The following is a 19545-nucleotide window of genomic DNA, read 5'->3' on the forward strand; positions in this document are numbered from 1 at the left end:
CGAATGTAGAATTTTGTTTCTGGATTGTTTCTGGGGAATCCAGGCGTCGCGGTAATGGCGGCCACTGGCCAAGATGTGGCCCGAATTCTATCGTGTGGGTGTTTCGCGAAGGGATGTCCGGCAAAATAGAATGATAGGTTTCGAGTGAAATCCGATGCGCACATACTGATCGTCGACGACGACAAGGGCATACGCGACCTGCTGCAGGAGTTCTTCCAGAAGCGCGGGCTGCAGACCACGGTGGCCGCCGACGGCACCGAGATGGAAGCGGCCCTGCGTCGCACGCCCGTGGACCTGATCATTCTCGACGTGATGCTGCCCGGCAAAAGCGGGCTTGAGCTTTGCCGCGAGATCCGCGCCAACTACACAACGCCGATCATCATGCTGACCGCGGTCACCGAGACGACCGATCGCGTGGTGGGCCTCGAAATGGGCGCCGACGACTACGTTCCCAAGCCCTTCGATCCGCGCGAGCTTCTGGCCCGCATCCGCGCCGTGCTGAGACGCAACGGCAGCGCCGAACCGCGTCGCCCCATCGCCAAGCAGATCTACCGCTTCGCCGGCTGGACCATGGATTGCGCGCGCCGCCGCCTGACGGCGCCCGACGACGTCCGGGTGGAGCTGACGATGGCGGAGTTCAACCTGCTGCAGACCTTCGTCAAGAGCGCCCAGCGCGTGCTGACCCGCGAGCAGCTGATCGAGCTTTCCGGCGGCGATGCCGGCTACAGCTTCGACCGCAGCGTCGACATCCTGGTGAGCCGCCTGCGCCGCAAGATGGAAGACGACCCGAAGACGCCCAAGCTGATCCTGACCGTGCGCAGCGGCGGCTATCAGTTCCTGCCCGAGACCACGTCCGAATGAGACGCTTCCTGCCGCAGACCCTGCCTGTCTGGGTGCTGCTCATCGTCATTGCCGGCCTCATGATCAGCCAGGTGGCGACGCTTTACATCGTTGCGCGCGACCGCGTGGCAGCCAACAGCGTGGTCGATCTCTACCGGCTGAACGACCGCGCCTACTCGCTGGTGCAGCTGATGCACGACGCCACGCCCGAGGAGCGCAAGGCGACCGCGTCCGGCTTGTTCAACTCGACCTATGCGCTGACGGTCTCGGACACGCCCGCCGTCACCTCTTCGATCGCCGGCGACGACGAACTGGCCGAGCTGGAGGACATACTGGTCGGCCGCCTTTCGAAATTCGGCGTCACCGACGCGCGCGTGCGGCGCGATCCGGCTACCCAGGAATCCGATGTGCCTGACGGCGAGGCGATGAACAAGGATGTCGGCCAGGTCGAGCGGGACCTTCTGGTCCTGGCCGCGGATTTCGCGCAGAGCGACAAGCTGACCGCCTCGCTGCGCTTTTCCGACGGGCAATGGCTGAATTTCACTGAGCCGATCACGCCGCCGGGACCGATTCTGAGCGTCGACAGCCTCCCGCTCTACTCGCTGATCGCTGGTTTGATCGTCATCATGTCGATCTGGTCGCTGCGCCGGCTGACCGCGCCCTACCGGATGATGGAAAGGGCGGTGACGCGCATCGGCAACGATCTGAAAAGTCCGCCGATCGCCGAGAGCGGCAGCCGCGAGATCCGCGCCGCCGCGAAGGCGATCAACGCCATGCAGATGCGGCTGCGCGATTATGTCGAGGATCGCGAGCACCTCGCGGCGGCGCTGGCGCATGATCTGCGCACGCCGCTGACCAGGATGCGCCTGCGCCTCGAACTGCTGCGCAAGTCGCCGGCGCGCGAGGCGCTGGCGCATGACCTGGCCGAGATCGAAAGCATCGCCAGCTCCGTCATCGACTTCGCCAAATTCGAGGTGACCGAGGAAAAGGCCGAGCGGATCGATTTCTGGTCGCTGGTGGAATCGGTCGCGGACTCCTTCGACGGCGCGTCCTTCGACGAAGACGTGGTGCCTTCGCGCGGCCTGATCTGCATCGCGCGGCCGGTGGCGTTGCGCCGCTGCGTTACCAATCTCATCCAGAACGCGGTGACCTACGGCAAGAAGGCGCATCTCGGCGTGCGGCGATCCGGCGACACGATCACGCTGTCGATCCGCGACGAAGGCCCCGGCATCCCGCAGGCGAAGCTGGACGCGGTGTTCGGCTCCTTCGTGCGGCTTGAGGAATCGCGCAACCGCACCACCGGCGGCCTCGGCCTCGGCCTCACCATCGCCCGCAACATCGCTCGTGGCGCCGGCGGCGAGGTCAATCTTTCCAATTACCCCGGCGGCGGCTTGTTGACGGAGTTGATCTTGCCGGTGGCAGCTTGAGTCAGCAGGCGATCGTCCGACCGCTCCGCGCCACTGGATCAGCCGCCTCTTCCTTGTGATAGTGCGGCCCGCTTGGTCACGAGGGAATTCCACCCATGTTCTACGCCGTCCTTGCCTATCACGTGGAAGACACTGTGCAGTCCTGGACGCCCGACGAGGATGCGGCGCTGATGAAGGACCTGCTCGAGGTCAATGACAGGCTGACGCGCGAGGGCAAGCTCGGGCCGGCGGCCAGGCTCGGCGCGACGGCGAATGCCGTGACGCTGCGCGGTCCCGGCGACGGCATGGTCATCGACGGTCCCTTCGCCGAAACCAAGGAGCAGTTGCTGGGGCTCTATGTCCTCGACTGCGCGAACCGGGACGAAGCGCTCGCTGCCGCGCGCGACCTCAAGCGCGTCAACCCCAGCGCCGTCTACGAGATTAGGCCGATCCTGCTATACCGACCTGGTGCTGCGCTGGCTGCCGGCCCTGCATAAGAACGGTCTGCCGAGCAATTCCAGGATCAGCTGCTATGTACCCGACGACCGCGAACCGCGACATCGGCGGGAGCTTCATCCACCGGATAGCCGAGATCCTTCAGTTCCGGCATCGACAGGCCTGCCAAAGCCCTGCGCTGCAAGGCATCATGGTACCGGCGCCGGAGCCCGGCGAAAATGGTCGCGCCACGGGCGGCGAGCGTGCCGGCAAAGCGGGAGGTCGGCTGGAAGGTGCTGAGGCTGATGTAGGTCATTGTCATTCTCCCTCGTTCGAACTCACGAGGGCAATGTCCCATCGACGCGCTTGGCCAATGTTCGTGCAGGCGTGAAACCGCCGAAAAAACCGTGATTGCAGGCGCTAAATCGTCGTTAAGCCGCCGCCGGGACGTGATATTCTACCCAAGGCTTTTTCACGGTGGCCGGGGTGCACATCCGATTGCCTGGCGGCATCGAGGTTGTCTCCGCAGGCGAACAACCTCTGCACTTCGCGACGCGCAAGACGTCGCTGCTCTTTGCTGCGCTCGTTCTGGCCGGCCCGAAAGGGCTCCGTCGCGAAAGGGTAGCGGCGATGCTGTGGGCCGGCAGCGCAGAGCAGCAGGCGCGGAACAGCCTGCGCCAGGCCCTGGTCGACATCAGGCGGCTATTCCCCTCCACCGGTGACGAGGCCATTCGCATCGAAGGTAACGCCGACGCCATCTGGCTGGCGGCGAGCGCCGACGAGGCCGACATCTGGATTTTCGACCAGAAGGTGCGGGCCGAGGACGCCGGGAGCCTTGCGACGGCTGCCGGCCTCTACCGGGGCGACCTGCTCGACGGGCTGTCATCCCCCGGTGAGATTGACGAGTGGCTTGCGCCGCTTCGGGCGAGCTACGCCCGCAAGGCACTGGATCTGGTTGAGCGGCTGAGCCTTTTGCCGGAGCTGGATTTCAGCGAGCAACAGGCCTGCGAGGCGTTGGCCGAGCGGCTGGTGGCGATCGACCCGTGCGCCGAGCAGGCTCACCGTGCATTGATCCGCATCTTTCATCGCCGAGGCAAGACCAACGATGCTTTCCGCCAGTTCCTGGCCTGCAAGGAAGCGCTGAAGCGCGAACTCGGCGTCGAGCCCGAAGAAGCGACACGGGCGCTGGTCGAACGCATAGAGCCCCTCAAGACGGAGCGCCTCAAGGAACCGAAAGCCGAGGAAGATCCGTCCGGGGTCGAGCCGTCCCGGCTGGAAGCGAAGGCGGAACCGCCGCGCGCCGTAGTTTCCGTGCCGGAAAAGCCATCGATCGCCGTCCTACCTTTCCAGAACATGAGCGGCGATGCAGAACAGGAATATTTCACCGACGGCGTAGTCGAGGAGATCACGACGGCACTGTCGCATGTGAACTGGCTGTTCGTGATCGCGCGGAATTCCGCCTTCGCCTACAAGGGCCACACCGTCGACGTGACGCGCGTGGCGCGCGATCTCGGGGTGCGCTACGTGCTGGAGGGAAGCGTCCGCAAAGCCGGCAGCCGGCTGCGTGTCGCAGGGCAGCTGGTCGAAGCGGCGGCCGGAGTGAGCCTCTGGGCTGACCGCTTCGAAGGCGACGTCTCGGACGTGTTCGAACTCCAGGACCTTGTCGCATCCCGCGTCATCGGCGCGATTTCGCCCAAGCTCGAACAGGCCGAGATGGCACGAGCCAAGCGCAAACCAACCGACAGCCTCGACGCATACGACCACTACCTGCGTGGCATGGCCAGCCTCTACCGGTGGACGCGGGAGGGGCTGGAGGAGGCGCTGCCCCAATTCTACAAGGCCATCGAGCTCGACCCCGATTTTGCCGCCGCCGAGGGCGCGGCCGCCTGGTGCTACTTTTGGCGGATGGCGAATGGTTGGATGACCGACCGCCAGAAGGAAACCGTCGAGGTTTCCCGATTGGTCGGCAATGTCGCTATCGCTGGCCAGGACGACGCAGTGGCGCTGGCCTTCAGCGGCCTGGCGCTGGGCTATGTCATCGGCGATTACGAGGCCGGCTCGGCACTTGCCGACCGCGCGCTGGTGCTGAACCCGAACTGCGCCACCGCCTGGAGCGCAAGCGGTTGCCTCAAGGCCTGCCATGACGACCCCGACATCGCCATCGAGCACCTGTCACGGGCAAGACGACTGAGCCCGCTCGATCCACTGACCTTCTTCATGCAATGCTTTACCGCCTTTGCTCATTTCGTTGCTGGCCGGCATGACGCCGCATGGCCACTCGCCGAGGCGGCGTCACGCGAGCAGCCATATTATCTGACTGGCCTTCGCGTGGCTGCCGCCAGCAATGCCATGGCCGGCAGGCTGGATGCCGCTGGAAAATACATTTCGCGCTCGCTGACGCTGGACCCCGGGCTGAGGCTTTCCAACCTTAAACATAGGGTGGGGCAGATCAGGCCGGACTATTTCGACCGATATGTGGAGGCGCTGCGGCTGGCCGGCCTGCCTGAATGACACGTCATGACCGTGTGCCCTCTAGGCCGGTGTCGCGGCAGCCGCGATTTCCTGCCCCAGCCGGAGCATCTCCGCGACCAGCAGGTCGAGATCCTCGCGGCGCGTGCGGTGGTTGGCGATCGCCACCCTCAGGCAGTGCCGGCCGTGCACGGTCGTATCGGACAGAACCGCGATGCCCTCTTCCTGCAGCCTCAGCATCATCTCGGTATTGAACGCCTTGAGCCTTTCCTCCGACGCGCCATCAAGCCGGTGGCGGAAGCTGACGATGTTGATGGTGGTCGGCGCCATCAGCTCAAGCGCCGGCTCCGCCTCGATCAGCCCGGTGAGGTGGCGGGCCTGGGCGATGTTCTGGTCGATCAGGCGGCCGAATTTCTCGACGCCATGCTCTTTGAGCGCCATCCAGATCTTGAGCGCGCGGAAACCACGCGACGTTTGAAGCCCGTAATCGTGCAGCCACTCTCCGGAGGCGAGGCCGCGCGGCGTCGATTCCAGATATTCCGGCGTGACGGCGAACGTGTTGCGGTGCAGGGATGCGTCCCTCACCAGCGCGCAGCCGGCTTCGAACGGCGCATGCAGCCATTTGTGCGGATCGAGCGCGATCGAATCCGCCTGCTCGATGCCGGCAACAAGCGATCGGTTCTCGGGCGCGATGGCGATCAGCGCGCCGATGCAGCCGTCGACATGGAACCAGAGGTCTTCCCCGGCCGCAACGGTCGCCAATGCTTGCAGGTCGTCGACCGCGCCGGTGTTGACCGTGCCTGCTGTGCCGATCACGCAGGCCGGCTTGAACCCCGCCGCCCGGTCCTCCGCGATTGCCCTCTTGAGCCCGGCGATATCGATGCGCAGACCGTCATCGGTCGGGATCCGCCGGAGCGCCCGATTGCCGAGGCCGAACGCCTCCATGGCCTTGCGGTGACAGGAATGGACCTGGTCCGAGGCGTAGTAGCGCAATGGCTTCGGCATGGCGCCGACGCCACGCTCGCGCACGTCGACGCCGGCCTTGACGTTGCGCGCCACCGTCAAGCCGATGATGTTGGCCATCGAGCCGCCGCTGACCAGCGTGCCGCCGGCCGAGGCGGGAAAACCCACCATCTCCTTCATCCAGTTGACGACCTGGCTGTCCATCAGGGCCGCCGCATGGTTGCCACCGCCGAGATTGGAGCCCTGGACCGCGGCCAGGAAGTCGCCGAGCGCGCCGGTGAAGTTGCTGGCCCCCATATACCAGGACCAGAAACGCGGATGGATATTCCCCATCGGATAAGGCATGACATTGCGGGCGACATCGCCATAGACGTCGGCCACCGGCGCCGCAGATCGTGGCATCGGCGCATCGAAGAAATCGCGAACTTCAGCCGGCATCTCACGCCACGCCGGACGCTCCCGGACATCCTTGAGATAGGCGATGGCGTCGTCGACGATCCGGTGGGAAAGCGCTCCCACCTCGGTCCAGTCCGGCGGATCGAGCGTTTCGTCCGCGGCCGCCGCTTCCTGAAAACTGTCCATCCGTGTCTCCCGCCGGCATGTGGGCGATTCATGTGCAAGAATGGCGACGCCGCCGTTTGAATGACGGCGTCGCGCTTCCGTGTTCAGGTTTCGAACTGGCAGCTCGGCGTCGAGCGCGACAGCGCCGTCTCCTCGGCGTCCATATCGGCCTCGATGCCATCGAAGAGCGGCGTCGACATGTAGCGCTCGCCTGTGTCGGGCAGCATGCACAGGATGACCGAGCCGGCCGGGGCGTTGCCCGCGATCTGCCGCGCGACGGCGAAGGTGGCGCCGCCGGAGATGCCGGTAAAGATGCCTTCCTGCTGCGCCAGCGCCTTCGCCCATTTGATGCCTTCGGGACCCGGGATCGGCACCACCTCGTCATAGTAGCGCTGGTCGATCGCCTCCTGCAGCACGTTGGGGATGAAGTCGGGCGTCCAGCCCTGGATCGGATGCGGCTCGAAAGCCGGGTGGCTGGCGGCAGGCGCGCCGCCGGCGCCGCGCTCTTGGCGCGTGCCGCTGCCGATCAGCTGCGCATTCGCCGGCTCGGCCAGCACGATCTTCACCTCCGGCCGTTCCCGGCGCAGCACCCGGCCGACGCCGGCCACCGTGCCACCGGTGCCGTAGCCGGTGACCAGATAGTCGAGCCGCGACCCGGCGAAATCATTGATGATCTCGCGCGCCGTCGTCGCCTCGTGGATGGCAGCATTGGCCTCGGTCTCGAACTGGCGCGCCAGGAACCAGCCATTCGCCTCGGCAAGCTCGACCGCCTTCTTGTACATGCCAAACCCCTTCTGGGCGCGCGGCGTCAGTACCACCTTGGCGCCAAGCATGCGCATCAGCTTGCGGCGCTCGACGGAGAAGCTGTCGGCCATCGTCACCACCAGCGAATAGCCCTTCTGCGCGCAGACCATGGCAAGGCCGATGCCGGTATTGCCGCTCGTCGCCTCCACGACCGTCTGGCCAGGCTTGAGCTTGCCGCTGCGCTCGCCTTCCTCGATGATGTTGAGCGCCAGCCGGTCCTTTACCGAGGCCGCCGGGTTGAAGAACTCGGCCTTCACATAGATCGTCGCATGACCCGGCCCGAGATTGTTGATGCGGATGACCGGCGTGTCGCCGACCGTATCGAGAATGCTGTCGAACAGCCGACCGCGCCCGGCCGTGGTTCTGATTTTCAATTGATGCAACATGGCTTTCTCCTCGATGTCCTCACGAGCCGGTTACAGACCGGCAGCTTTGGCGGCGCGGTTTTGACACCTGGCCGCGATAGGGTGCTTGATCTGCCGCAAAATGCGGCAACGGCGGCGTTCCGGCACGGAACGGGGCTGCCGGCTGCCTCCTGTCATCTTTGGTGATAGAATATGGACCAACTGGCCAGCGTTGGAGAAAGCGTGGAAACATACGTGGAATCCACCCGATCGAGCCTGAATGACCCCGTTGGCCTGTCCGTGAGGCTGCTCGGGCAACTGACGATTGCCCGCGACGGAGTGCCCGTTACCTTGCCATCGTCACGCAAGCTGCGCGCGCTGCTCGCCTACCTCGCGCTGGCGCCCCACCCTGTCAGCCGCGGCCGTCTTTGCGAACTTCTCTGGGACGTGCCAAACGATCCGCGCGGGGAGCTGCGCTGGTGCCTGAGCAAGCTGCGGGCCGTGCTGGACGAACCGGGCTTGCGCCGGATCGAGACGGAAGGCGACACCGTGGCGCTTCGCCTCGGCGATACGAGTGTCGATGCCGTCGAGGCCGCTGCCGCGGTGGCGGAGGGGATCGAGACGCTTGGCCTCGACCGCCTGCGGGCGCTTGCGCAACTGTTCGCCGGCGACTTTCTCGACGGCCTGGAGCTCGATCGCAGCCCGCATTTCGGCAGTTGGCTGACGGCCCAGCGCCGCCGTTTCAGCGCATGCCATGTCGCCGTCCTGGAGCACATCATCGGCCTTGTCCCGCGGGGAACCGATGAGGCCGGCGCCTATATCGACAAATGGCTGGAGCTTGCGCCCTTCGACGGCCGTGCACATGTGGCGCTGCTGGAAAATCTGGCCCGGCGCGGGCAGTTCGGCGCCGGCGAGGAGCATCTTGCCACCGCGGCGGAGCTGTTCCATTCGGAGGAGCTGGATTTCACGCCGTTGCGGGAGGCGTGGCAGGAGATAAGGGCCCGGAACGCCGGCGCAACGCCATGCGCCCGATCCGGGCCGGCTTTCCCGGTCCCGGACTTGCCGGTCACCGCGATCGAATCCGAACCTGCGGCGACGCGCCGGGCTTCGCTCGCGGTGATGCCGTTTACGGAGAGCGCCGGGGGCGTCCGCGGCGGCCTGGCCGACGGCCTTACGCATGACATCATCACGCGGCTTGCCAAGCTTCGCGATTTCTTCGTCATCGCCCGCGGCTCGGTCTTCGCGCTCGCCGAAAGGAACATCGCGCCGGAAGACGCCGGACGCAGGCTGAATGTCGACTATGTCGCGACGGGCTCGGTGCGCAGCGCGCCGGGGCGGATCGTCGTTTCGGTCGAGCTCGTCGAGGTGCGCACCGCGCGGATCGTCTGGGCCGAGACCTTCGAGCACAAGCCCGACGACATATTCATCGTCATCGAGGATATCGGCAACAGCATCGTTTCCTCCCTCGCCGCCGAGATCGCGACGGTGGAGCGTAACCGCGCATTGCTGAAGGCGCCAAACTCACTCAATGCCTGGGAGGCTTATCATCGCGGCCTTTGGCACATGTATCGCTTCACCCGGCAGGAAAACGAGCTGGCGCAGCATTTCTTCGGCGAGGCGCTGAAGCTCGATCCCACTTTCGCGCGCGCTCATGCCGGCATGTCCTTCACTCACTGGCAGAATGCTTTCCAGCGCTGGGGCGACCGCGACCGCGAGACCGCGCTTGCCTTTGAAAGCGCCGGCCAGAGCCTGCTGGTCGATGACCGCAACCCTGCCGCCCACTGGGCGATGGGCCGCGCGTTATGGCTGCGCGGCGAGCAGGATGGCTCGCTGCTGGAACTGGCGAATGCCGTCGACCTCAGCCCCAACTTCGCGCTCGGCCATTACGCGTTGTCCTTCGTCCATTCCCAGTCGGGCGATCCGCAATCGGCGATCGGCTCATCCGACCATTCGCGTCATCTGAGCCCCTTCGATCCGCTGCTGTTCGGCATGATGGGCGCACGCGCCATGGCGCATGCGCGGCTCGGCGAATTCGAAGCGGCGGCCGAATGGGCGCTGAAGGCAGCCGCAAGGCCAAACGCCCATGTCATCATCCTGGCGATCGCCGCCCATTGCCTGGCGCTCGCCGGCCGGCAGGACGAGGCGCGCACCTTCGCCGCCGCGATCCGCAACACGTTCCCGAACTATCGCGCCGACGATTTCATCGCCACGTTCCGCTTCGACCGGGATGGAGAAGCTCTTTTCCGGAACGGCTCGAAGCTGATCGGTCTGAATTGAATCCGATCGGTTGCTAGCGAGCTAGCGGCCCGCTGGCCTTGCGCCAGGCGTCGAGGCCACCCTGGATATGGCGGGCGCTCGAAATCCCGACATCCTGCGCCGCTTGCACCGCCATCGCCGAACGCTCGCCGAAGGCGCAGTAGAACAGGAGCTGTTTGCTGGTCGACTTCGCCAATTCGTGCAGCATGCCGCCAGCAGCGATGTTCTCTTGCAGCCGCGCATAGGGCAGATGGATCGCGCCGGGAATGACGCCGTAGCGCTCGCGTTCGGACTGCTCGCGCAGGTCGATCAGCGCCACGTCGGGCCGCCCGACCAGCGCCAGCGCCTGCTCCGCGCTCACCGCCCAGCCGCGGCTGGCGATGTCGTCCTGATGCAGCCCGACCCGCATATTCGCCGGCACGGCTACATCCATCATTTTCGGGTTGGACAGATTGAGATTGTTCATGATGTTCACATATTCGTCGACCGACTTCACCTGCAGGCGCGGGTTGAAGGCCTTTTCCTCGCCGATCGTCGACACGGTCTCGCCCTTGTAGTCGTGGGCCGGGAAGATCAGCGTCTCGTCGGGCAATTTGAGCAGGCGGCCGAAGATCGATTCATATTGCTGGCGCGGATCTCCATTCTGGAAGTCGGTGCGGCCGGTGCCGCGGATGAGCAGCGTATCGCCGGTGAAGACCCGGTCGGGCAGGATGAAGCTGTAGGAATCGTCGGTGTGGCCGGGCGTGTAGATGACATCGAGCGCCAGCCCCTCGATGCCGAGCTTGTCGCCGTCGGCAAGCCGCATCGACACCACATCGGCCTTGGTCTGCTCTCCCATGACGGTCACGCAATGCGTCCTGTCGCGCAACGCGCCGAGGCCGGTGATGTGGTCGGCATGAAGATGCGTGTCCACCGCCTTGACCAGCCTCAGGTCCAGCTCGTTGACCAGTTGCAAGTACCGCTCGACCTTTTCCAGCACCGGATCGATGATCAGCGCCTCGCCACCCCTGCGGCTGGCCAGCAGATAGGAATAGGTGCCCGAGACGGAATCGAACAGCTGACGGAAGATCATTGGCCACATACCCCGCTGCGTTTCGCACCGCCGGGCACCGTCCGCGCGGTCGCGACAATATCTTACCCCACAGACGGGCAGAATCGGAATGGATTTCGAAAAATATATGCGCCGGTAGACGGCCTTCCTGCAGCCGCGGGAGTGCCGGCCTTCAAATGCGGCGCCGGGGTTCGTCGAGCAGCTCCCTCAGAAATCCTTGCTGAGGCGAGCTACGCCGCTGACGGTGAAGGCATTGTCGGTCCCGTAACCCGCTTCAAAGCCGGCATTGAGCGTCATGCAGGCGCCCACCTCCGCCGCGACGTCCACGCCGGCAAAGCCGCGCAACACAGCCTTTTTGCCGCCGGCGGGAAAAGAGATGTCCTGGCCGAGCAGCGTCGCCGAAACGTCGTCGCTGCTTTGCGCGATAGCGTCGATCCCCGCTCGAAGCGTGGTTTGCCAGGCCTGGCTTGGCGTGCTGACGGGCGCCAGAGCCAGCGCGAGCTGGCCACGCGCCTCGAAGACGTTGACGTTGCGTCGCGCGACCGCGAGATCGCCGTCCGAACCGGCCTCGGCGTAGTCGTCGATGAAGAGCCCGGCGTAACGCAGTCGCACGCTGGGTATCAGCGTGCCGGTCGTGACCGGCAGCCGCATGCCGAACGTGACCGACGGGCTGAGGAAGACGCTGTTGAAATCGGCCCGCGTCGTCTCGACGCCACCGAGCACCAGATTGTTCGCGACGCGTCGGCGACTGCGCTCCTGGAGCACGCCGGCGACGAATGCCGCCTCGGCGAAATGCGCCCCCGCGTCATAGCCGAGATAGCCGCCCGCAAACACGCCGCGATGGACGATCTCCTGCGCGTCGTCGTCGACCTCGGTCGACCCGGCGGCGCCTCCAAGGAGCAAGCCCCCGAGGAACCCGTCGCCCGAGCGCCTTTCAGCGCCGGCGACGACGCCGCCCAGCGCCTCGCTGAACCCGGCCGATGCGCCGGAGCCGCCTTGCGAGCGTATCCCGCCAAATGTCGAGATCCAGGCATCCCGGCCGTTATGCGGCACAGGCAAGTCGCCGCTTGAGGCGGCCATGCGCGCCTCGTCGACACCTTCTATGCCGTCGACGAGATCTTCGATCAGCGGCCCGCTGCTGGCAAAGCCGGTGATGTCCGCCACCGCCACGCTGTCGCCGCTCGTCACGAATGGCCTGCCGCCGGTCAGGACGGTTTGCGGCAGGCCGCTCCCTGAAAAGCTCATGACGGCGTTCAGTCCGGGGCCGAAGGCGACCGTGTTGCCGCCGCCGGAAAGAACCATCGGCCCCTGAATGGCCGTTCCGCCCAACAGGTTCAGCGTGGCGCCGGGCGCGCCGAAATAGATCGCCACGCTCTGGTCGCTGAAGACGCTGCCCGAATTGGTGATGACGGAGTTGCCGCCCTGGGCGGCAATGCCCACGGCGCCCACGCCCTCGACAATGACCGAGCCGGAATTGATGATCGCGGCGTTGCCGAACAGGGTGCCGATGCCGGTTGACGCGGTCCCGAAGACGTCAACCTTGCCGCTGTTGGCAATCGCGATGTCGTTGCCGCTGGCACCGATGCCGACGGAGGCCAGCCCCGACACCGTGATCGACCCGGAATTGTCGAGCCGAAGACCATTGCTCTGCCAGAGAATCCCTCCGGCAGCGATTCCGTAGGCCTCGATCGAGCCGCTGTTGGAGATCGCCAGGTCTGGCCCGTCGCCTATGATGCCGGCGGCGGCCGTACCGGAAGCTCCAATGAAGCCGTGATTGTCCACATGCCCACCGGCGGCGTCGCTGATGACGCCGTATGTGGCGACACCCAGCGCTTCGATCGAGCCGTTGTTGAAGATGCGCGCATTGTCGCCCACGGACAGTATTCCGATCGAGCCGTCCCCGATGGCCAGTATGCCTCCGTCGTTGAGGATGGTCGCATCGGATCCAAGCGAACGCACATTGGCGGCGCCGCCGCCCAAGGTCTCAATCAGTCCGTAGTTGGTGAGCCTCTGGGTCGACTCGAGCATGCGCACGGCATCGGCGTTGGCGGCCAGCGTTTCTATCGCTCCCGTTGGGCTAACGACACCGATGTCGCCGGCATTGATCATCGTCTGCTGGCCTGCGGTGACGCCATTGCCGATGACAAAGCTTTGGGAAAACGCCGCGCCGCCTCCAAGCAGGACCGCAACGAAAATCGACGGCGCAATCGCGCCTGAAACCCTCGTGCGCAACGTTGGCGTCACCCCCTCGGCGCATGGGCATGCAACGCCTGGAGTCTGCGCTCGACGGAAGCGAAAGACAAGCCGCGGGCAGTGCGCCCGGACTGGGCACCCGGGCGCCCGCGAAGACGCCTATCGCCTCAGCACCGCGCTCAGCACGTCGCGGATGCCGATCGCGCCGACGAAGCGCGAGCCTTCGTCGAACAGCGCCACCGGGGCCGTCTGCGAGCGGTGCATGGCGAGCATCACCGTCTTCAGCGGCGTGCCCGGATTGGCCCAGAACACCTGCGCCCCTTCCTCAGGCTGGCGCTCGACATCGGCACAGGAGACCCACACCGCCGGCTTGCCGTCGCGCTCGGCTGCCGCCACAAGGCCATGCTCGTCGATCTTGAAGCGCGTCGTCTTGCGCCGGTCGAGCCACACCCAGCCATTCTCGCCCTGCTCCAGGTCGCGACGGTCGCGCATCACGTTCCAGGCCGTCAGCACCGACAGCGGATTCACATTGGCGATGAAGTCGCGCACATAGTCGTTGGCTGGCCGCAGAACGATGTCTTCCGGCGCGCCGGTCTGGACGATGCGGCCGCCCTCCATGATCGTGATGTGGCTGCCGATCTTCAGCGCCTCCTCGAGGTCGTGGCTGACGAAGATGATGGTCTTCTTCAACTCGGCCTGCAGCTGCAGCAGCTCGTCCTGCAGCTTGGTGCGGATCAGCGGGTCGAGCGCCGAGAACGGCTCGTCCATCAATAGGATCGGCGCCTCGGTGGCGAAGGCGCGCGCCAGACCGACGCGCTGCTGCATGCCGCCGGAAAGCTCATGGGCGTATTTCTTCGACCACTGGTCGAGATGGACGAGCTGCAGCTGCTTCTGCACCCGGGCCCTGCGCTCGGCTTCCGGCACGCCGGCAAGCTCGAGGCCGAAGCCGACATTTTCTTCGACCGTGCGCCAGGGCAGCAGGCCGAACTGCTGGAACACCATGGCCACCTGCTTCTGCCGCAGCCGGCGCAAGGTCGCCTCGTCGCAGGTGACGACATCGACGGTGCGGTCGCCGTCCTTGACCAGCACCTGGCCCCGCGACACGACGTTCAACCGGTTCACGGCCCTGAGCAACGTCGACTTGCCGGAGCCGGACAGACCCATCAGCACCGAGATCTCGCCTTCGTGCACGGTGAGGCTGGCGCCGGCGCATCCGAGCACATTGCCGGTCTTTTCGAGGATCTCGGCGCGCGTGGCGCCCTGGTCGATCAGCGCCAGCGAACCCGCCTGGTCGGCGCCGAAGACGATGTCTACGTTCTTGAAATCAACCGCGACGGTCATTTCTTGCCTCCAACGCCGATGCGGGTCATGCGGTCGAGAACGATGGCGAGCACGACGATGGCAAGGCCCGCCTCAAGCCCGAGATCGATGCGGCGCGAGCCGAGCGCGCGGTTGATTTCCGTTCCGAGGCCGCCGGCGCCGATGAGCGCGGCGAACACCACCATCGACAGCGACAGCATGATCGATTGCGTCAGGCCCGCCATGATGGTCGGCAGCGCCGAGGGCAGCTCCACCTTCCACAGGAGCTGGCGCTTGGTGGCGCCGAAGGCCTCGCCCGCTTCGATGATCGCCTTGGGCACCGAAACCACGCCGAGATGGGTGAGCCGCACGGCCGTCGGGATGACGAAGATGATGGTGACGATGAGGCCGGGCGCGTTGCCGAGCCCGAACAGCGTCAGCACCGGGATCAGGTAGACGAAGGTCGGCAGCGTCTGCATCAGGTCGAGCACCGGCAGCATGACGCGGTAGACCTTCGGCTTGTGCGCGGCCCAGATGCCGAGCGGCACGCCGATGGCCATGGCCATGGCGGCGGCGGCAACCACCAGCACCAGCGTCTGCACCGTCTGCTTCCACAGATTCTGGTTGATGATGAAGATCAGGCCGAGGAAGACGCCGATGGCGAGCGGCCGCGAACGCTGCAAAAGCCAGGCGATGATCGCGATGACCAGCGCCAACAGCACCGGCGGCACCATCAGCAAGAGGTTCACCGCCCCGTCCAGGATGAAATTCAGCCCATTTGAAAAGGCACGGAAGATGGTGTCGAAATTGTCGGTCAGGAAGCCGAAGAACGCCTTGCCCCACGGCCCGATCGGAATCTTGTAATCGGTCAGGAATTTCGAAATCGGATCCATCTTCCCCTCTCGGCTTCGCCGCACTTGCCGTGCGGTCATCCTCTCACAGCTTAACCCATGTCACCCAAAAGTGCGCAGCTGTTTTGGGAAAATGACATGCGTAAAAACAGAGACTTAAAGCGCGTCGCGATCTTTCAGATTCGCTCCATGCGCTTTAGGTTTTTGATTTTACGCATGTCTTTATCCCGAAACCGGTTCCCACTTTCGGGAGACATGCTTTAGGCGCGTCGCACGTATCTGTTTCAGCGCGGCCCGCTTTAAGAAAAAGGGCAGCCTTTTTCCAATGGCTGCCCTTTCCGGATCATCATTCCGGTCTCAAACCCGGCTCAGCCTCCGAGCGCGGTCTTGACGGCCGCGGCCGCGTCGCCGCCATCGAAGGTGGTGACGCCGGCGATCCAGGGCGCAACCGCATCCGGGTGCTTCTTCAGCCAATCGGTCGCGACGGTCTGCGGATCGCCACCCTTGAGGATCGCGTCCATCATCTGGCCTTCCATGTCGAGATTGAACTTCAGGTTGGCGATGAACTTGCCGGCATTCGGGCATTCGGTGGTGTAGCCCTTGCGCACGATGGTGTAGACGGTGGCGGCGCCGAAGCCGCTGTCACCCATGCCGTCGAGATAGGTGATCTTCATGGCGCCCATCACCGGATGCGGCGTCCAGCCGAGGAAGGCGATCCACTCATTGTTCTTCATCGACTGCTCGGCCTGCGTCAGCATGCCGGCCTCCGAGGACTCCACCAGCTCGAAGCCGGCCAGATTGTCCTTCGGGTTCTTGATCATGTCGAGGATGATGCGGTTGCCGTCATTGCCGGCCTCGATGCCGTAGATCTTGCCGTTGAACTTATCCTTGAACTTGCCGAGATCGGTCAGCGTCTTGACGCCGGCGTCCGCGACATAGGTCGGCACGACAATGCCGTAGCCGGCGCCGGTCAGGTTGGTGCTGATCGTCTCGATCGAGCCCTCCTTGGTGTAGTCCTTGATGTCGTTGGTCATCGACGGCATCCAGTTGCCGAGGAAGACGTCGAGGTCCTTGTTCTTCAGCGAGGCCATGGTCACCGGCACCGAAAGCTGAATCGTCTGCGGCGCATAGCCGAGCGCGGTGAGCAGCACCGAGGCAAGGCCGGTAGTGGCCTGGATGTCGGTCCAGCCGACGTCCGACAGGCGAACCGCCTTGCAGCTCGCCGCATCGCCGGCATAAGCGGCGGTCGTGGACAGAAGCGCCGCGAGGCCGAGGCCAGCGACGAAAGATTTCATACGCGACATGAACTTTTCTCCCATTAGAATTTTCGAGGCAAAGCGAAGTCACGGTTTCTTGCGCCCGCCTTGTTTCGTCAGCCAAACACCATTTTGGTGTTGTTTCAAGCGCTTCAACATCACGACGAACGGCGCGCGCTGGCCATTAAGCGACATGACAGGCTTTTGAACGCCATGGAGTTTTGAGGGACGGGGAGTTTTTGGTGGACGGAGCCTTGGGCCCCCTCCCCGTGCGCCGACATGTGCGCTTAGAAGGACGGCATGGCCAAGCTTTACTTCCACTACGCGACGATGAACGCCGGCAAGACGACCATGCTTTTGCAGGCGTCCTACAATTATCGCGAGCGCGGCATGTCGACGATGCTGTTCGTCGCCGGCCACTATCGCAAGGGCGACAGCGGTCTGATCTCGTCGCGCATCGGTCTCGAATCGGAGGCCGAGATGTTCCGCGACGGCGATGATCTTTATGCCAGGGTCGCCGAGCATCACCGGCATGCCCCGGTGCATTGCATCTTCGTCGACGAGGCGCAGTTCCTCGAGGAGGAGCAGGTCTGGCAACTCGCCCGCATCGCCGACCGTCTGGGCATTCCGGTCATGTGCTACGGCCTGCGCACCGACTTCCAGGGCAAGCTGTTTCCCGGCTCGCGAGCGCTGCTCGCCATCGCCGACGACCTGCGCGAGGTGCGCACCATCTGCCGTTGCGGCCGCAAGGCGACGATGGTGGTGCGCCTGGGCCCTGACGGCAAGGTGGCGAAACAGGGCGAACAGGTGGCGATCGGCAAGGACGTCTATGTTTCGCTCTGTCGCCGCCATTGGGAAGAGGAAATGGGCCGCGCCGCGCCTGACGACTTCATCGGTTTTGTCAGCCCATGAGCCGGAAGGCTGCCGGTCGTCGTCGGGCAGCCGGCTGCCACCTTCTTGCAGTCGCGCGATCTATGCTGCCTTTGTTAACGCCGGCGCCCTAAATTCAAGCCCAGCCAGAACCAGCCGGAGAACCCGCAATGCTTCGAGCCATCTCGTCCGCCGTCGTCTTCCTGCTCGCCGGCGGCCTTGCCGCGCATGCCGATGGCGATGCGGCGCTGGGCAAGAAGGTCTTCAACCGTTGCATCGCCTGCCATGAGGCGGCGACGGATCGCGACAAGGTCGGCCCGCACCTGCTGGGCGTTGTCGGCCGCAAGGCCGGCTCGGCGGAAAGCTTTCAGAGCCATTATTCGCAAGCCATGAAGGATGCCGGCGCCGCGGGCCTCGTCTGGGACGAAGCCAACCTCACCGAATATCTCAAGGCGCCCAGGCAGAAGGTTCCCGGCAACAGAATGGCCTTCACCGGCCTGACCAGCGATGACGACATCGCCAACGTGATTGCCTATCTCAAGGCTGACCCCAAGCCCTGATCGGTATTGGAAGAAACCGGCATTACCGCGGTGCAAGAGATTTGCCGGCGCTGTTTCATCGCCTTGGCCGTCCGTAAAAACAAGAACTTAAGGCATATAAGCTGAAGCTTTTCGACGGCGGCGCGCATTACTGGGCGCCATGCGCATGCTTGCCTTGTCTTTCAAGGGCCTAACCAATTCTTTTGTTTTGACATTTCTCCTTGTCTTCCTTCTTTCAATCCCTTGAAGCCCCACATATATTCGCCGCCACGACACGGAAACGGATGCCGAAGCGGGAGGCCCCAATGGCGACATTGCAGAATTTCGATGCCGAAATTGCCAAGACCAAGCAGGTCGTGCAGGACATGCGCACCAAGATCGAGCAGTCCGGCACGGTGCTCGACACGCTTGCTCAGGCCGACAAGAAGATCGGCGACGCCAATTTCGACATCGAGAATGCCCGCATCGAGGACGTGCTCAAGCAGCAGAAGATCATGGAAGGCAACATCGCCGACCTGATCATCGGGCTCGAGGACGCCACCAACGTCTTCGGCGCCGAATTCGAAAGCATGAAGAACTACACCGGCTGGGAAAACTTCGTCGGCGTCTTTTCGGCGCAGCGCAAGCAGCGCATGCGCACCGACCGCGTCCGCAACATGTCGTTGGCCGGCAACCTGCAGGAGCTTTTGGCGAAGTCGGATACCATCGTCGGCATCCTGAAAGCGCAGAAGCAGGTCCTCGACCAGCGCTACAAGACCTCCGAGACCAGCCTGTCTCAGGTGATCGAGCGCCGCAAGACGACTATGTCCAACCTTGAGGCGGTGCAGAAACGCATCGAGGAATTGAACCCTCTGCTGCTCGACATCGAAAACAAGATCGCCGCCTCCACGACCCAGAAGGAGCGCACCGAGCTTGAGGGCGAGCGCTCGAAAATGGCGACCGAATACAACGAAAAACAGGCCAAGGAGCAGGAGCTGCTGGCCGAAAGCCAGACGCTGGAGCGCTACACCTCGATGTTCCAGACCTTCGTCGATTCGCTCAACAACCAGATCGCCGCGCAGTCGACGCTGATCAACAAGCTGACCATCGACACCGAGCAGCGCATCGTCCTCTACAAGGCGCTGGAAGATTCGCTCAAGACCGCCGCCCAGCAGGACGTCGCCCACAAGATCAACACGCTGGGCAGCCAGGTCGACAACACGGCCGAGGAGACGATGGCCGGCATCGGCGCCGCCTCGCAAAAGCACATCGGCGACCTCTTGGAAATGCATGAGAAGAACATGGTGGCTTCAGCCGACATCCAGCGCCGCAAGAAGCTTGCCGACGATGCCTTCGCCCGCCGCTTCGACGATGTGATGAAGAAGCACAATTCGGCAAACTACGTGCAGTCCTAAGCAGGTTCCGCAAA

At 64.4% G+C, this 19545-nt stretch carries 16 protein-coding genes; 8 read left to right on the forward strand and 8 right to left on the reverse strand.

Annotation, left to right across the window (positions count from 1 at the left end; translation table 11 throughout):
- Positions 1 to 144 precede the first annotated feature (144 nt).
- From RFM41_RS00675 to RFM41_RS00685, 3 genes are all read left to right on the forward strand, one after another.
- A complete protein-coding gene (locus tag RFM41_RS00675; RefSeq protein ID WP_320245609.1) occupies positions 145 to 861 on the forward strand; it encodes a response regulator in 717 nt (238 codons plus the stop codon).
- Positions 858 to 2267, forward strand: a complete 1410-nt coding sequence (locus tag RFM41_RS00680; RefSeq protein ID WP_320245610.1) for an ATP-binding protein — start codon at positions 858 to 860, stop codon at positions 2265 to 2267. The genes RFM41_RS00675 and RFM41_RS00680 overlap by 4 nt, the downstream gene beginning before the upstream one ends.
- A 95-nt stretch (positions 2268 to 2362) precedes the next feature.
- Complete coding sequence (locus RFM41_RS00685) at positions 2363 to 2743, forward strand: YciI family protein (protein ID WP_320245611.1); 381 nt, start codon at positions 2363 to 2365, stop codon at positions 2741 to 2743.
- A gap of 26 nt (positions 2744 to 2769) precedes the next feature.
- On the opposite strand, the gene RFM41_RS00690 is transcribed toward RFM41_RS00685, so the two are convergent.
- Complete coding sequence (locus RFM41_RS00690) at positions 2770 to 2997, reverse strand: hypothetical protein (RefSeq protein ID WP_320245612.1); 228 nt, start codon at positions 2995 to 2997, stop codon at positions 2770 to 2772.
- Between the two features lie 170 nt (positions 2998 to 3167).
- Between RFM41_RS00690 and RFM41_RS00695 the strand changes: the two genes are divergently transcribed.
- Positions 3168 to 5192 carry a BTAD domain-containing putative transcriptional regulator gene (locus RFM41_RS00695; protein ID WP_320245613.1) on the forward strand — a complete coding sequence of 675 codons (2025 nt, stop codon included), beginning with the start codon at positions 3168 to 3170 and terminating at the stop codon, positions 5190 to 5192.
- A gap of 21 nt (positions 5193 to 5213) precedes the next feature.
- On the opposite strand, the gene RFM41_RS00700 is transcribed toward RFM41_RS00695, so the two are convergent.
- On the reverse strand, positions 5214 to 6695 hold the full coding sequence (locus tag RFM41_RS00700) for a pyridoxal phosphate-dependent decarboxylase family protein (RefSeq protein WP_320245614.1): 1482 nt from the start codon (positions 6693 to 6695) through the stop codon (positions 5214 to 5216).
- Between the two features lie 83 nt (positions 6696 to 6778).
- The gene (locus RFM41_RS00705) at positions 6779 to 7864 is read right to left on the reverse strand and encodes a PLP-dependent cysteine synthase family protein (RefSeq protein WP_320245615.1); all 1086 of its coding nucleotides are present in this window, start codon (positions 7862 to 7864) and stop codon (positions 6779 to 6781) included.
- A 171-nt stretch (positions 7865 to 8035) separates the two neighbouring features.
- Here RFM41_RS00705 and RFM41_RS00710 point away from each other — a divergent pair, with 171 nt between their 5' ends.
- Positions 8036 to 10099 carry a transcriptional regulator gene (locus tag RFM41_RS00710; protein ID WP_320245616.1) on the forward strand — a complete coding sequence of 688 codons (2064 nt, stop codon included), beginning with the start codon at positions 8036 to 8038 and terminating at the stop codon, positions 10097 to 10099.
- A 13-nt stretch (positions 10100 to 10112) separates the two neighbouring features.
- On the opposite strand, the gene RFM41_RS00715 is transcribed toward RFM41_RS00710, so the two are convergent.
- The 5 genes from RFM41_RS00715 to choX form a co-directional block, all read right to left on the reverse strand.
- Complete coding sequence (locus RFM41_RS00715) at positions 10113 to 11150, reverse strand: MBL fold metallo-hydrolase (RefSeq protein ID WP_320245617.1); 1038 nt, start codon at positions 11148 to 11150, stop codon at positions 10113 to 10115.
- Positions 11151 to 11336: 186 nt separating this feature from the next.
- Positions 11337 to 13361 (reverse strand): autotransporter outer membrane beta-barrel domain-containing protein, encoded by a 2025-nt coding sequence (locus RFM41_RS00720; protein ID WP_320245618.1) that lies wholly within the window; start codon positions 13359 to 13361, stop codon positions 11337 to 11339.
- Between the two features lie 120 nt (positions 13362 to 13481).
- Positions 13482 to 14663 carry a choline ABC transporter ATP-binding protein gene (choV, locus tag RFM41_RS00725; protein ID WP_320245619.1) on the reverse strand — a complete coding sequence of 394 codons (1182 nt, stop codon included), beginning with the start codon at positions 14661 to 14663 and terminating at the stop codon, positions 13482 to 13484.
- Positions 14660 to 15514: a choline ABC transporter permease subunit gene (gene choW, locus RFM41_RS00730; protein WP_040996939.1), complete on the reverse strand. Its 855-nt coding sequence runs from the start codon at positions 15512 to 15514 to the stop codon at positions 14660 to 14662. The genes choV and choW overlap by 4 nt, the downstream gene beginning before the upstream one ends.
- A 326-nt stretch (positions 15515 to 15840) precedes the next feature.
- A complete protein-coding gene (gene choX, locus RFM41_RS00735) occupies positions 15841 to 16776 on the reverse strand; it encodes a choline ABC transporter substrate-binding protein (protein WP_320245620.1) in 936 nt (311 codons plus the stop codon).
- A 252-nt stretch (positions 16777 to 17028) separates the two neighbouring features.
- Between choX and RFM41_RS00740 the strand changes: the two genes are divergently transcribed.
- The 3 genes from RFM41_RS00740 to RFM41_RS00750 all read left to right on the forward strand — a co-directional run bounded on the left by RFM41_RS00740 (position 17029) and on the right by RFM41_RS00750 (position 19531).
- Positions 17029 to 17640, forward strand: a complete 612-nt coding sequence (locus RFM41_RS00740; protein WP_320245621.1) for a thymidine kinase — start codon at positions 17029 to 17031, stop codon at positions 17638 to 17640.
- A 128-nt stretch (positions 17641 to 17768) separates the two neighbouring features.
- Positions 17769 to 18158, forward strand: a complete 390-nt coding sequence (locus RFM41_RS00745; RefSeq protein WP_320245622.1) for a c-type cytochrome — start codon at positions 17769 to 17771, stop codon at positions 18156 to 18158.
- Between the two features lie 284 nt (positions 18159 to 18442).
- Positions 18443 to 19531, forward strand: coding sequence for a hypothetical protein (locus RFM41_RS00750; RefSeq protein ID WP_320245623.1), 1089 nt, complete (start codon positions 18443 to 18445; stop codon positions 19529 to 19531).
- Positions 19532 to 19545: the final 14 nt, after the last annotated feature.

Source organism: Mesorhizobium vachelliae (assembly GCF_033977325.1).
Taxonomy (GTDB): Bacteria; Pseudomonadota; Alphaproteobacteria; order Rhizobiales; family Rhizobiaceae; genus Mesorhizobium; species Mesorhizobium vachelliae.